At 58.6% G+C, this 10,868-nt stretch carries 11 protein-coding genes and 5 tRNA genes; 1 reads left to right on the top strand and 15 read right to left on the bottom strand.

Features of this window, described 5'->3' with window-relative positions; translation table 11 throughout:
• Nucleotides 1–157: 157 nt before the first annotated feature.
• From GSF27_RS17645 to rlmE, 15 genes are all read right to left on the bottom strand, one after another.
• A tRNA-Thr gene (locus GSF27_RS17645) sits at nt 158–233 on the bottom strand.
• 25 nt (nt 234–258) lie between these two features.
• Nucleotides 259–332 (bottom strand) — tRNA-Gly (locus tag GSF27_RS17640).
• An 84-nt stretch (nt 333–416) separates the two neighbouring features.
• Nucleotides 417–500, bottom strand: a tRNA-Tyr gene (locus GSF27_RS17635).
• Between the two features lie 92 nt (nt 501–592).
• Nucleotides 593–668 (bottom strand) — tRNA-Thr (locus tag GSF27_RS17630).
• Between the two features lie 70 nt (nt 669–738).
• Nucleotides 739–1,473 carry an SPOR domain-containing protein gene (locus GSF27_RS17625; RefSeq protein ID WP_160971388.1) on the bottom strand — a complete coding sequence of 245 codons (735 nt, stop codon included), beginning with the start codon at nt 1,471–1,473 and terminating at the stop codon, nt 739–741.
• Nucleotides 1,474–1,553: 80 nt separating this feature from the next.
• Entirely contained in the window at nt 1,554–2,309 is a 756-nt protein-coding gene (locus GSF27_RS17620) for a type III pantothenate kinase (protein ID WP_160971387.1), read from the bottom strand.
• Nucleotides 2,309–3,283 carry a bifunctional biotin--[acetyl-CoA-carboxylase] ligase/biotin operon repressor BirA gene (gene birA, locus GSF27_RS17615; RefSeq protein ID WP_160971386.1) on the bottom strand — a complete coding sequence of 325 codons (975 nt, stop codon included), beginning with the start codon at nt 3,281–3,283 and terminating at the stop codon, nt 2,309–2,311. The genes GSF27_RS17620 and birA overlap by 1 nt, the downstream gene beginning before the upstream one ends.
• Before the next feature lie 35 nt (nt 3,284–3,318).
• Nucleotides 3,319–3,807: a glutathione peroxidase gene (locus tag GSF27_RS17610; protein WP_160971385.1), complete on the bottom strand. Its 489-nt coding sequence runs from the start codon at nt 3,805–3,807 to the stop codon at nt 3,319–3,321.
• A gap of 150 nt (nt 3,808–3,957) precedes the next feature.
• Nucleotides 3,958–4,043: transfer RNA gene (locus GSF27_RS17605), tRNA-Leu, on the bottom strand.
• A gap of 7 nt (nt 4,044–4,050) precedes the next feature.
• A complete protein-coding gene (gene secG / locus GSF27_RS17600) occupies nt 4,051–4,434 on the bottom strand; it encodes a preprotein translocase subunit SecG (RefSeq protein ID WP_160971384.1) in 384 nt (127 codons plus the stop codon).
• Between the two features lie 10 nt (nt 4,435–4,444).
• The gene (tpiA, locus tag GSF27_RS17595; RefSeq protein ID WP_160971383.1) at nt 4,445–5,185 is read right to left on the bottom strand and encodes a triose-phosphate isomerase; all 741 of its coding nucleotides are present in this window, start codon (nt 5,183–5,185) and stop codon (nt 4,445–4,447) included.
• Nucleotides 5,186–5,323: 138 nt separating this feature from the next.
• On the bottom strand, nt 5,324–6,673 hold the full coding sequence (glmM, locus tag GSF27_RS17590) for a phosphoglucosamine mutase (protein WP_160971382.1): 1,350 nt from the start codon (nt 6,671–6,673) through the stop codon (nt 5,324–5,326).
• A 36-nt stretch (nt 6,674–6,709) separates the two neighbouring features.
• Nucleotides 6,710–7,558: a dihydropteroate synthase gene (gene folP, locus GSF27_RS17585; RefSeq protein ID WP_237457633.1), complete on the bottom strand. Its 849-nt coding sequence runs from the start codon at nt 7,556–7,558 to the stop codon at nt 6,710–6,712.
• Between the two features lie 78 nt (nt 7,559–7,636).
• Nucleotides 7,637–9,541 (bottom strand): ATP-dependent zinc metalloprotease FtsH, encoded by a 1,905-nt coding sequence (ftsH, locus tag GSF27_RS17580; RefSeq protein WP_160971389.1) that lies wholly within the window; start codon nt 9,539–9,541, stop codon nt 7,637–7,639.
• 121 nt (nt 9,542–9,662) lie between these two features.
• Entirely contained in the window at nt 9,663–10,283 is a 621-nt protein-coding gene (rlmE, locus tag GSF27_RS17575; protein ID WP_160971380.1) for a 23S rRNA (uridine(2552)-2'-O)-methyltransferase RlmE, read from the bottom strand.
• Nucleotides 10,284–10,366: 83 nt separating this feature from the next.
• Between rlmE and GSF27_RS17570 the strand changes: the two genes are divergently transcribed.
• Nucleotides 10,367–10,666, top strand: coding sequence for a YhbY family RNA-binding protein (locus GSF27_RS17570; protein ID WP_160971379.1), 300 nt, complete (start codon nt 10,367–10,369; stop codon nt 10,664–10,666).
• Nucleotides 10,667–10,868 lie beyond the last annotated feature (202 nt).

The raw sequence follows: 10,868 nt of genomic DNA, 5'->3' as shown, positions 1-10,868 counted from the left end.
GGGCTTAGTACGTTCAAATTGCGATTTTGCCATCGTGAGGGCCTCCTCAAAGTTTAATTACTTAGTTAAGCAATTCAGCGACCCTCACGGACCGCAAACTATCAAACACACAAAAGCGTCGTGAAGAAACTGGAAGCAACTTCACGACGCCTTAAAGTGGAGCTCTTGAGCGGATTTGAACCGCTGACCTCACCCTTACCAAGGGTGTGCTCTACCAACTGAGCTACAAGAGCGCTATTCTTGCCTTAAGGCAGAACCTGGAGCGGGTAGCGGGAATCGAACCCGCATCATCAGCTTGGAAGGCTGAGGTTCTACCATTGAACTATACCCGCCAAACCCTTTAGCGGAGCCCACCAGCCATTCAGCCTGTGGCGCTTCTTTAATGCCGACACCCAGCTCAAGGTATCAGGCCAATATGGTGCAGGGGGGTGGATTCGAACCACCGAAGCTTTCGCGTCAGATTTACAGTCTGATCCCTTTGGCCACTCGGGAACCCCTGCGAAAAAGAGGCGCTATTTTCCGCCTCATCTTTGCCGCTGTCAACTGAATTCTCTTGGAAATCCATGACTTAGCAGGCAAAGTTTTTAAAAAATGGAGCTGGCGAGAGGAATCGAACCCCCGACCGGCTGATTACAAGTCAGCTGCTCTACCTACTGAGCTACGCCAGCCCAATACTCGCGCAGCACGCCTGATAATCGGGGCGCCATGCAAGTGAGGTGCGCGATTCTAGAGAAAGTTTCAGCGGGAAGCAACATCTGGACAGAAATTTTGTCGACGCTCCAGACCTTCTTCCCGATTGAGGAGTTCGAGCCACAGTTCCTGGCCCAATTTCGCCTCCTCACCCGCCCCCAGAACGACCCAGGTCTCCTCGTAGGTGCGCTCCATACGGTGGATGTCAGCGGCGTAACCAAGTCTTTTCACCTCGGCCAGCCTGGCCTCGGCACCTTGCAGGCGACTGAAGACACCAAATGAAATACCGTTCTCCAGTTCACCCTTGGGAATCACATAGCTGTCGATACCCTTGGCCTGTAACTCATGCAGGCGACGCAAAGCCTCTTTGCGGGAAACCTCCGGCGCGCGATAAACCCAATAGCTCGGCTCACCCTGCACCTCGACCCGGCGCACCTGCGCCGCAACATCCAGCGCACCCAGGTGCTCGTCAAAATTCTCGGCCTCCAGCTGCCCGGGGAAGGGGCCAACAAATTCGCACAAGGGCTGCACCGGCGCCGCTTCGCCACCATCATCGCCAGCCCCGGCAGCCGGATCAGGCTCCAGCATTGAAATCCGATCCGCAGAAAACTCCTGCAGCTGCTGCTCCGACACCTCACTGAGCAGCACCAGCGGTTCACCCGCCAGCAATTCGGCCGCCGGCGGTACCACCGCTACAGGCACCTTCGCTTGCTGCCCTTTCCACCAGAGCCCACCAAACACCAGCAGGTTAACCGCCAGCAGCAAAATAAAAATGGAACGCATGTCCGCACTCAGCCTTATATAGTCTTTACCGCCGCCCGGCTACACACCCGTCCGGTGCAGCACTCCCTGCGGCAGCCAGTTTAGATATCCAACAAACGACACTCGGCCAGCGGCAAGCCGTCCAGCACCAGATCTTCCTCTATCCTCAGGCCCGGCCAACCCCGGAGAAGGCCCGCCACTGCAGCCGCATCACCGCCGGTCAGCACCAGCGGCGAGGTAGCCGGACCCTCGAGATGACAGACCGCTTCACGCACCAGGCCTGCCACCATCAGGCGAACCCCACGGCCCACCGCCTCCTCCGTAGTGGTACCGGGCTGAGAGCCCTCCACCCGGGGGAGGCCTACTTTAACCTGAGCCGTCTGCGCAAACAGTGATTCACTCATCAAGCGCAACCCCGGAACGATATAACCACCCAGGTGACTACCGGCCTGTAACACATCCAGGGTTACCGCGCTGCCACAATCCAGTACCAGCCAGCGATCGCCGGGAAAACGGGATGTCGCCAGCACCGCCAGCCAGCGATCCACACCCAGCCGCTGCGGCTCAGCATAGCCGGAGGTCACCCCCGCCGCCTCAGCGGTGGCACGGGCAAACCGTGGCCGAACCCCATAAGCGGTATCAAGGTGGGCATCCAGCAGACGATCAAATTCAGCACCCGCCACCGAAGCCACCAGCACCTCGACCACGCCGGCACCCGCCGCAGCCGTCAACTGACGCAGCACCTCCCGGTCATCGCCGGCATCCCTGCGGGAGACAACACCCCGACGCACCACGGCACCACCCTGCAGGCAGCGCCACTTGATCCGGGTATTACCAATATCAAGCTGTAACTGCATCAGCCCCCCGCGGGACGCAGGGAGATTTCGCCACCGTGAAACTCCTGCTCCTCACCGCCCACCAAGAGGCGCAGGGCACCGTTGGCTGCCACGCCAAGCGCTATGCCTGCCACCTCGGTATTGCCTATCACCAGACGTACCGGCTTATCTGCATAGGCATGAGAACGCTCCCACTCCTCGCGATAGGCGCCAAAACCCTTCGACTCAAATTCTGCCAACAGGGGCAACAACTGATTCAACAGCTCTGCCACCAGGGCATTGCGTGACACCCCGGGCACCAGCTGCTGCAAATCCACCCAGGGCTGATCAATAGCCTCTGCGCCGGCGGAACTGAGCGCCATATTCAGTCCCACACCCACAACCACCTGGCACTGCCCGGCCGGATCGCCGGCCATCTCCAGCAGAATACCGGCAAGCTTGCGGTCGCCGCAGACCAGATCGTTGGGCCACTTCAGCAAAACCTGCTCAGCCCCCAGCGTATTCAGCGCTCTTACCAGCGCCACACCCACCGCCAGACTCAGCCCCTCAAGGGCCGCAGCGCCACCGCTGAACTCTGCCACGACCGACAGGTAGACACTCTGGGCAAACGGGCTGACCCAGGGCCGCCCGCGGCGACCACGCCCCCGGGACTGGTGCTCCGCCAGGCAGACATAGCCACCGGCAGCGCCGGTAGAGGCTCGCGCCATGGCCAGGGCATTGGTGGAGTCCACCGACTCATGAATATCCAGTTCACGCAGACAGGAGTTCGCGGCCGGAGCCAGAGCCCCCTGAATCTGCGCCGCGTCGAGCAACTGCAGGCCACCGGGCACGCAGTAGCCACGCCCTTTTACCGACTCCAGCGGGATGCCATAGGCCTCCAGCTTTTGCAGGTGCTTCCACACCGCCGTGCGACTTACGCCCAGCAGCTCTCCCAGCGCCTCACCGGAATGGAACTCGCCATCCGACATCAACTGCAATATTGCCCTGACACTCATTGTTTAATCCTCATCAACCACCCTGGCTCCAGCCCTCAGGCATCGAGCAGCGCCTCAATCGCCCCCGCCAGCTCAGCCGGCTTTGTGGTTGGTGCGAAGCGACGCACCACCTGACCCTTGCGATCCAGCAGAAACTTGGTGAAATTCCACTTCACTCCCCGGGTACCAAGCAGCCCCGGAGCAGCAGAGGTCAGGTGACGATAGAGCGGGTGAGCATTGTCACCATTGACATCAATCTTCGCGAACATGGGAAATGAAACGCCATAATTACGCTGGCAGAAGCCGGAGATCTCGCCCTCATCGCCCGGCTCCTGCTTACCAAACTGATTGCACGGGAAGCCCAGGATCACCAGACCCCGATCGGCGAAGCGCTGGTGCAAAGTCTCCAGCCCTTCATACTGAGGAGTAAACCCGCATTTGCTGGCGGTATTCACCACCAGCACCACCTTGCCGCGATACTCACCCAGGGACTGCTCATCACCCCCCTCAAGCCGCCGTGCCGAAAAGCCGTAAATATCTCCCATACCCCCTCCCTGCAGAAACACGATCTGTTACAAACCGGAATCAATGTATTTGACGGAGCAGGAGACGTCAAAAGCAACCTGAAAATTTGCGACCGCCCAAAGCAAAAAGGCCCTCGCCGAAGCGAGAGCCTTTTACGCATTTCCCTAATTTGGTGCCCAGGGCGGGACTTGAACCCGCACAGCCAATGGCCACTACCCCCTCAAGATAGCGTGTCTACCAATTCCACCACCTGGGCTAAAACTTTACTTGGGCAGGTCTTCCGCCTCCGGTGCCTCAGGCAACTCGCCTGCTGCATCTGCCGGCGCCTGATCCACCACCGGAATATCCGAATCTTCCACAACCGCAGGAATTGACTCATCCACGATCGGCATACCGGCAGTAGCACTCACCGCCGCCTGCTGCTTGGCCAGCACGGCCAGGCCAAAACTGGTCACAAAGAAAATTGCTGCCAGGATGGCGGTAGCGCGGGTAAAGAAGTTACCACTGCCCTGACTGCCAAATACGGTCTGGGAAGCGCCGGCACCAAAAGAAGCACCAGCCTCCGCGCCTTTGCCCTGCTGCAGCAAAATCAGGCCAATAATAGCCAGGGCTGTCAGCACATGAATCACCAAGATGATTTTATCCATCACTCTGCCTTTACTCTGCCGCCTGGCAGATTCTATAAAAGTCTTCGCTGTTCAGCGATGCGCCGCCCACCAGGGCGCCGTCAATATCCGGCTGGGCAAACAGCTCCGCCGCATTCGAGGGTTTGACACTGCCACCGTACAATATCCGTACAGCCGCTCCGGCCTCACCCAACTGGTCACGAATAAATTCGTGCACCTCTTGTGCCTGCTCCGGCGTTGCCGTCAGGCCTGTGCCTATCGCCCAGACCGGCTCGTAGGCGATTACTGCTGCGGTCATGGCTTTGCGACCCGCCAGCTCTACCGCTGCCTGCAACTGCTCACCGATAACGGCGAGCGTTTCGTCCGCCTCGCGCTGCGCCAGGGTCTCACCAACGCAGAGGATTGGCGTCAAGCCGGCAGACTGGGCCGCGATAAACTTTCGCGCCACCAGCTCGCTGCTTTCGGCATGGTACTCGCGACGCTCGGAATGGCCAACAATTACATACTGGCAACCCACATCCGCTAACATCGCCGCCGAGATTTCGCCTGTGTAAGCACCGGTCTCAGCCCAGCTCACATCCTGGGCGCCACAACCAATATTGGTACTGGCAAGCAGCTGACTGACCTGGGACAGATAAACTGCCGGCGGACATACACCCACCTCGGCCAGATGCACACCCGACCACCGGGCTACAACACCCTGCACCAGGGACTCATTGGCCTGCAATGAGCCGTGCATTTTCCAGTTACCAACTATCAGTGGTCGTCGCATTAACGCTCTTCCGTTTTGTTCCACTCTGCGAACAACCCGCGCCGCGGAAACACTGGTCCTGCGGGCAAAACGGGCGCAAATCTTAGCGGATTAGTTTCTAAGATACAATGCCTTATATGCATTTGTTTAAGGGTGTTTTCAGGCGCTGCCAGTACTCAACGCCTGCTCAACCACGGCAGCCAGTTCTTCCGTCAGGCGATTGACGAGAGACAGCTCCTCCCCCTCCACCATGACCCGAATCACCGGCTCGGTACCCGATGCACGCAGCAGCACTCGCCCGCTGTCACCAAGCTCGGACTCCGCCACCGCCACCGCATCACTGATACGACTGTTGGCAGCAAAAGAGGTCTGGTCCGCGACACGAACATTGATCATTTTTTGCGGCACCTTGCGCATAACCTGCTTGGCCACGTGCAAACTCTCATCCATAACCGACAGGGACAGCAATACCTGCAGCGCCGCTACAATCCCGTCACCGGTGGTTGTCACATCGGCACAGACAATGTGACCAGAGTTCTCGCCGCCCAGAGTCCAGCCCCGAGCCTGCATCTGCTCCAGCACATAACGATCGCCGACATTGGCACGGGCAAATGGCACCTCCAGTGCCTGCAGGGCTTTCTCAAAGCCGAAGTTACTCATCAGCGTACCCACCACCCCACTGCAACCACCGGCATAGCGCTGACGGTAGCTGGCAATCAGGTAGAGAATCTCGTCACCGTCGACCAGTTCGCCCTTGTGATCGACAAACGCGACGCGATCACCATCGCCGTCAAACGCGATACCCAGGTCTGCGCCCAGCTCCAGCACCCGGGCCTGCAATTTTTCAGGCTTGGTGGATCCACATTCGAAGTTGATGTTTTCGCCGTTGGGGCTGGCCGCGATCACATCCACCTCGGCACCCATCTCCCGGAATACCGACGGGGCGATATGGTAGGTAGCGCCATTGGCACAATCCAGCACCAGTTTGAGCCCGGAGAGACTGAAACCCCAGGGCAAGGTGCCCTTACAAAACTCGATATAGCGACCGGCGGCATCCTCAATCCGGCGAGCCTTGCCCAGAGTAGGTGCTGTCACCATGGCCTGATTCAGCTGCTCCTCAATGGCCAACTCCATATCATCCGGAAGCTTGCTGCCATTGGCGCTGAAAAACTTGATGCCATTGTCGTAGAAGGGATTATGGGAAGCGCTGATCACGATGCCGGCCTGCGCCTGGAAAGTGCGCGTGAGATAGGCGATCGCCGGGGTTGGCATCGGACCCAGCAGCCAGACATCGACGCCGGCATTAATCAGGCCCGCTTCCAGCGCCGATTCAAACATGTAGCCGGAGGTGCGGGTGTCCTTGCCAATCAGGATCCGCTTGGGCCCCTGGAATCGCTCTGCCAATACCTTGCCTGCAGCCCACCCCAGGCGCAGTACAAAATCCGGGGTAATAGCACCTTCGCCCACACGGCCACGAATACCATCTGTGCCAAAATATTTTCTGGACATGTTTTCCTTTACCTTAATCGTTGTTGTTATGAGCGATTACTGAGCGTGCTGCACGGCGCTGTAAAAACGCAGCACATCAACCGTCTCCTGCACATCGTGCACCCGAATAATCGCTGCACCTCCCTGTGCCGCCAGCAAGGCTGCGGCCAAACTGCCCGCCATACGGGCGTCCACATCCCGGCCCAATACGGCGCCGAACAGTGACTTTCTCGACAAACCCGCCAACACCGGGCACCCCATTTCCGCAAAGGCGGGGAGATGCTTCAGCAAAGCAAGGTTATGCTCAACGCTTTTACCAAAACCAAATCCGGGGTCAATGACGACACGCCCGGCAGCAATGCCCGCCATTTCCAGCTCCGCCATGCGAGCCTGTAAATAATCACGCACTTCGCCCACAACGTCGCCGTACGCCGGGCTTTGCTGCATGGTCTGCGGCTGCCCCTGCATGTGCATTATGCACACCGGCAAACCGCTCGCCGCCGCCGCCGGCAATGCCCCCTCCCGTGAGAGCGAGCGAACATCATTGATCAGGCCGGCACCGGCATCTGCGACAGCCTGAATGACTCGCGGGCTGCTGGTGTCGACCGATATGACCACGTCCAGCTCTGCTGCCAGCCGCTCCACAACCGGTACGACTCGCGCCAGCTCTTCTTCATCACTGACGCTGGCGGCGCCTGGTCGGGTGGACTCACCACCGACGTCAATAATCGAGGCGCCGGCCGCCACCATGGCAGCGGCGTGCATCAGGGATTTTTCCACACTCAGGCGCCCGGCGCTGTGGTGCAGGCCACCATCCGAAAAAGAATCCGGGGTGACATTGAGAATGCCCATGACCTGCGGTTGCCCCAGGTCCAGGGATCTGGCACCAAATGCAAAATCTGTCATCGGTACTTCAGCTTTCCACATTTAAGGAGTGCGAATAAAAAAGGCCCAGCAAGCTGGGCCTTTCCACAGAGCCGCCGATCAATGGTTCTGGGCCGGGCCACCAATGGGCTTGGAGGCATCACCCTGACCCGCTTCACCCTCGGGCTTAACCCGGCCACCGAAGTTGCCGTCGTGCCAATCCCGCGGCGGACGCACCTTGCGGCGGGCCATCAGGTCATCAACCTGCTCGGAATCAATAGTCTCGTACTCCATCAACGCATCTTTCATGGACTCGAGAATATCGCGATTCTCCTCCAGCAAGCGCGTAGCCTCTGCATAACAGCCATCAATGATCTTGCGAACTTCCTCATCGATGGTGCGCGAGGTATCGCCGGAGTAATTTGGCATACCGCCGGCACCAGGCATTCCGCCATCATCCTCACCGTAGTGCAGGGGTCCCAGGCGATCGGACATACCCCATTTCATCACCATGCTGCGGGCCATATTGGTGGCCTGCTCGATATCACTGGTGGCGCCGTTGGAGACCGCATCCAGGCCGCCGGTCATCTCTTCGGCGATACGGCCACCGTAGGCGGAGGCAATGCGGGAAAGGACGTAGCGACGGCTGTAGCTGTGGCGATCATCTTCCGGCAGGTACTGGGTAACACCCAAAGCGCGGCCACGGGGGATAATGGTGACCTTGTGTACCGGATCGTGCTCGGGCGTAAGATATCCGACGATGGCGTGACCCGCCTCATGGAAGGCAGTCATCTCTTTCTCTTTCTCGCTCATCACCATGGACTTGCGCTCGGCGCCCATCATGATCTTGTCGCGAGCCTTTTCAAACTCCTCCATGGTCACCAGGCGCTTGTTGGCGCGGGCGGCAAACAACGCAGCCTCGTTGACCAGGTTAGCCAGGTCGGCACCGGAGAAGCCGGGAGTACCACGGGCGATAATGGAAGCCTGGACCTTGTCGTCCAATGGCACCTTGCGCATATGCACTTTCAGGATCTGCTCGCGACCACGGATGTCCGGCAGGCCGACGAATACCTGTCGGTCGAAACGGCCAGGGCGCAACAGCGCCTTATCCAGCACGTCAGGTCGGTTGGTGGCTGCGATAACAATAATGCCTTCGTTGCCTTCAAAACCATCCATCTCCACCAGCAACTGGTTGAGGGTCTGCTCACGTTCGTCATGACCACCGCCATGGCCGCCCCCACGGTGGCGACCTACGGCGTCGATTTCATCAATAAAGATAATACAGGGGGCCTGCTTCTTGGCCTGGTCGAACATGTCACGTACCCGGGACGCGCCGACACCCACAAACATCTCTACGAAGTCAGAACCGGAAATGGAGAAAAACGGCACTTTGGCTTCGCCGGCAATGGCCTTGGCCAGCAGGGTTTTACCGGTACCGGGAGGGCCTGCCATCAGTACACCGCGGGGAATCTTGCCTCCGAGGCGCTGGAACTTGCTGGGATCACGCAGGAACTCTACCAGCTCCTGCACATCCTCTTTGGCCTCATCCACACCTGCCACATCGGCAAAGGTGGTCTTGATCTGGTCTTCGCCCAGCAGGCGCGCCTTGCTCTTGCCGAAGCTCATGGGACCGCCCCGGCCACCGGCGCCGCCCTGCATCTGACGCATGAAGAACATGAAGACGAGAATAATCAACAGGATTGGGAAGCTGGCTACCAGCAGCTGCTGCCACAGGCTAGGCTGCTCTGGCAGCTGACCTTTCACCTCAACACCGTGATTGAGCAGGTCATCCATCAGCCGGTCGTCCTGAATCAGGGGGCGTACCGTCTCAAAACGGGAGTTATTGTGGCGGGTACCCACAATCACCTGGCCGTCGACCACCACCTCGCGCACGGAATCCTGCTGCACCTCTTTGACGAACTCGGAATAGGTGAGCGCCTCCTGCCCGGACTTGGTGTTGAAATTCTGGAACACTGCCAGCAGTACCGCAGCGATCACCAGCCAGAGAAGCAGGTTTTTTACCATATCATTCAAAGAGATACCCTCATGTCATTACTTGAGTGGTGTTTGGAAACCAGTCCGGGCGCCTTATCGCGACCGATGAGTATGAGTATAGCGCTTATGCTGCAGAGAGCGCACCCGATGCTCACCCCTTAAAACCCTTACCCACCAGATAAACTTCGCGGGAGCGGGCACGGGACGCGTCAGGCTTGCGGATCACCACCGTCTTGAAGAGCTCTTTTGCCTGACGCAAATAGTCGTCAAAGCCTTCTCCCTGGAACACCTTGGCCACAAAGCAGCCACCCGGTTTAAGCGTGCTGCCGGCCATATCCAGAGCCAGCTCAACCAGATACATGGCCTTGGGCTGGTCCACGTCAGCCACTCCACTCATATTGGGGGCCATATCCGAAATTACAAGGTCAGCCTTGCCTGGCCCCAGCAGCGCCATCAATGCCTCGAAGACCTCATCCTCGGTAAAATCCCCCTGGATAAAGTCGACCCCGGCCAGGGAGTCCATCGGCAGAATATCTGACGCTATAACCCGCCCCTGAGTTCCCACCCTGCGAGCCGCAATTTGGCTCCAGCCCCCCGGCGCGGCGCCAAGATCGACCACGGTCATCCCCGGACGCAGCAACTTGTCCTTCTCGTCCAGTTCCAGCAACTTGTAGCTGGCGCGTGAGCGGTAGCCATCCTGCTGTGACTTTTTGACATACTGGTCGCTGAAATGCTCGTTCAGCCACCCTTTACTGCTTTTTGACCTGGCCATAGACACCGTTGCGCCGAACTTGAGTTACAATAGCCCGCTACGTGGCGCGAGCCCTAAATTGTCTGTTACAGAAGAGCTATTGTATGCCTTTAACCCCCGTCCTCAAAAAGCAATATCGCGCCCTTGGCCATAATCTGAAGCCCGTGTTGACCATTGCCGGCAACGGTTTGAGTGACGGCGTAATGGAAGAGCTGGACCGGGCCCTGAATGACCACGAGCTTATCAAGGTTAAACTGGTCATCGCCGATCGGGAGCTGCGTAAGCAGGTCATTGCTGAACTGAGTAAAAAAGCCAAGGCAGAGATTGTGCAGGAGATTGGCAAGGTGGCCCTGATTTTCCGGGAAGCCAAAAAGCCGAACCTGCGACTGTCCAACATTCGTTGAGCACCACGGCAACGCAGAATGACTCAACAGTCCTCGACGCCCAGGCTGGCAGCAAAGCATAAGTTGAAGAAGGCCTTCAAGGTCTGATGACCGGCAGCCTTACCCCAAAGCCCGCTCCAGCGGGCTTTTTTGTGCCCAGGGGTTTTGCACCTGGGCCACCACCCTGCCGATTACTACGCTTCCGCAAGGCATAAAAAAACCC

The sequence above is a fragment of the Pseudomaricurvus sp. HS19 genome (assembly GCF_009857815.1).
Taxonomy (GTDB): Bacteria; Pseudomonadota; Gammaproteobacteria; order Pseudomonadales; family Cellvibrionaceae; genus Pseudomaricurvus.
This window is presented reverse-complemented; position numbering and strand designations above follow the sequence as displayed.

What these genes read in the sequence shown, in the direction of transcription:
- rlmE (WP_160971380.1), bottom strand. Translation starts at nt 10,283, where the DNA reads ATGGCCAGGTCAAAAAGCAGTAAAGGGTGGCTGAACGAGCATTTCAGC.
- birA (WP_160971386.1), bottom strand. Translation starts at nt 3,283, where the DNA reads ATGAGTGTCAGGGCAATATTGCAGTTGATGTCGGATGGCGAGTTCCAT.
- GSF27_RS17620 (WP_160971387.1), bottom strand. Translation starts at nt 2,309, where the DNA reads ATGCAGTTACAGCTTGATATTGGTAATACCCGGATCAAGTGGCGCTGC.
- GSF27_RS17610 (WP_160971385.1), bottom strand. Translation starts at nt 3,807, where the DNA reads ATGGGAGATATTTACGGCTTTTCGGCACGGCGGCTTGAGGGGGGTGAT.
- tpiA (WP_160971383.1), bottom strand. Translation starts at nt 5,185, where the DNA reads ATGCGACGACCACTGATAGTTGGTAACTGGAAAATGCACGGCTCATTG.
- glmM (WP_160971382.1), bottom strand. Translation starts at nt 6,673, where the DNA reads ATGTCCAGAAAATATTTTGGCACAGATGGTATTCGTGGCCGTGTGGGC.
- ftsH (WP_160971389.1), bottom strand. Translation starts at nt 9,541, where the DNA reads ATGGTAAAAAACCTGCTTCTCTGGCTGGTGATCGCTGCGGTACTGCTG.
- folP (WP_237457633.1), bottom strand. Translation starts at nt 7,558, where the DNA reads ATGACAGATTTTGCATTTGGTGCCAGATCCCTGGACCTGGGGCAACCG.
- GSF27_RS17625 (WP_160971388.1), bottom strand. Translation starts at nt 1,473, where the DNA reads ATGCGTTCCATTTTTATTTTGCTGCTGGCGGTTAACCTGCTGGTGTTT.
- secG (WP_160971384.1), bottom strand. Translation starts at nt 4,434, where the DNA reads ATGGATAAAATCATCTTGGTGATTCATGTGCTGACAGCCCTGGCTATT.
- GSF27_RS17570 (WP_160971379.1), top strand. Translation starts at nt 10,367, where the DNA reads ATGCCTTTAACCCCCGTCCTCAAAAAGCAATATCGCGCCCTTGGCCAT.